General features: G+C 64.1%; 1 protein-coding gene and 1 pseudogene. Both read right to left on the bottom strand.

Annotated elements, in window-relative coordinates:
- Positions 1-369: 369 nt before the first annotated feature.
- Positions 370-1,170: an enoyl-ACP reductase FabI gene (fabI, locus tag VGP39_RS24630; RefSeq protein WP_327570698.1), complete on the bottom strand. Its 801-nt coding sequence runs from the start codon at positions 1,168-1,170 to the stop codon at positions 370-372.
- A gap of 162 nt (positions 1,171-1,332) precedes the next feature.
- Positions 1,333-1,878: pseudogene (locus VGP39_RS24625) on the bottom strand (beta-ketoacyl-ACP synthase I); the annotation flags it as partial.

Raw genomic sequence — 1,878 nt, 5'->3', positions numbered from 1 at the left:
GCGGTCAAGTGGACCGGCACCCGCGTCGACCTGATCTTCGGCTCGCACTCGCAGCTTCGCGCCCTGGCGGAGGTCTATGGGTGCGCGGACTCGCAACCGAAGTTCGTGCAGGATTTCGTGGCGGCGTGGACCAAGGTGATGAACGCGGATCGCTTCGATCTTGCCTGATCCGTCATCCTGAGGCGCCGCGCGCTTACGCGGCGTCTCGAAGGATGGCCGCAGGAGCTTGTGGCCCATCCTTCGAGGCTCGCCGCTGCGTGGCGAGCACCTCAGGATGACGGTGGAGTTGGTCTCCGGCAGCAAAACAGATGTGTGCATGCCATAGCGCGAAGGCGGGGACGACTCGGCAATTGTCGAAGCGCTTCGCCTTTACTCGGCCTTCAACTCATCCGGATGCGGCGTCGAGAGGATGTTGTAGCCGGAATCGACGAAGTGAATGTCCCCGGTGACGCCGGTGGATAGCTCGGACAGCAGATACAGCGCCGCGCCGCCGACTTCCTCGATGGTGACGGTGCGCTTCAGCGGCGCGTGGCGCTGCTGAAAGGCGAACATCTGCCGCGCGCCGGCAACGCCGGAGCCGGCCAGGGTGCGGATCGGTCCGGCCGAAATCGCGTTGACGCGAATGGCGCGCGCGCCGAAATCGGCGGCGAGATAGCGCACCGAGGCTTCCAGCGCCGCTTTCGCCACGCCCATCACGTTGTAGTTCGGCATCACCCGGGTCGAGCCGCCATAGGTCAATGTCAGCATCGCGCCGCCGGAAGCCGGCATCAGCTCCGCCGCGCGGCAGGCCAGTTCGGTGAAGGAAAAGCACGAGACCAGCATGGTGCGCAGAAAATTATTGCGCGTAGTGTCGGCGTAGCGGCCTTTCAACTCGTTCTTGTTGGAGAACGCGATGGCGTGCACCAGAAAGTCGAGGTGCCCCCATTTTTCGCGCAGCGTCCGGAAAACCTGATCGACGCTGGAGAGATCTTCGACGTCGCAGGGCAGCACCGTCTCGACGCCGAGCGTTTGCGCCAGCGGCCTGACGCGCTTTTCCATCGCGTCGCCCTGATAGGTCAAGGCCAGTTCGGCGCCCTCGGCTACCACCGCTTTGGCAATGCCCCAGGCAATCGAGTGGTCGTTGGCGACGCCCATCACCAGACCGCGCTTGCCTTTCATCAGGTCCTGCATGCTCGCCGCTCTCTTGTTCGTCGTGCCCGGGCAATGCCCTTGCGTCATGGCCGGGCTTGTCCCGGCCATCCACGTCCTGATCCACACCGGGTGCGAAAGACGTGGATGCCCGGGACAAGCCCGGGCATGACGATGAACTCTAATAATTTGCCGCGCGCGGCCTCACGCGTCCATCCGCTTGAACACCAGCGTGGCGTTGGTGCCGCCGAAGCCGAATGAATTCGAAAGCACGGTCCCGATCTTGACGTTGTCGATGCGCTTGCGCACGATCGGCATATCCGCGAACACCGGATCGAGCTCGGTGATGTTGGCGCTTTCGCAGATGAAGCCGTTATCCATCATCAGCAGGGAGTAGATCGCCTCCTGCGCGCCGGTGGCGCCGAGCGAATGTCCGGTCAGCGATTTGGTCGCGGAAATCGGCGGGCACTTGTCGCCGATCCCGAACACCTTGCGGATCGCTTCGATTTCCGGCGGATCGCCCGCCGGGGTCGATGTCGCATGCGGGTTGATGTAATCGACCTTGGTATTCACCGTCGCCATCGCCATCCGCATGCAGCGCTCGGCGCCCTCGCCCGAAGGCGCCACCATGTCGTAGCCGTCGGAGGTGGCGCCATAGCCGACGATTTCTCCATAGATGCGCGCGCCGCGCGCCTTGGCGTGTTCAAGCTCCTCGAGCACGACGACGCCGGCGCCGCCCGCGATCACAAA

This window comes from Bradyrhizobium sp., from assembly GCF_036009065.1.
Lineage (GTDB): Bacteria > Pseudomonadota > Alphaproteobacteria > Rhizobiales > Xanthobacteraceae > Bradyrhizobium.
This window is presented reverse-complemented; position numbering and strand designations above follow the sequence as displayed.

What these genes read in the sequence shown, in the direction of transcription:
- fabI (WP_327570698.1), bottom strand. Translation starts at nt 1,170, where the DNA reads ATGCAGGACCTGATGAAAGGCAAGCGCGGTCTGGTGATGGGCGTCGCC.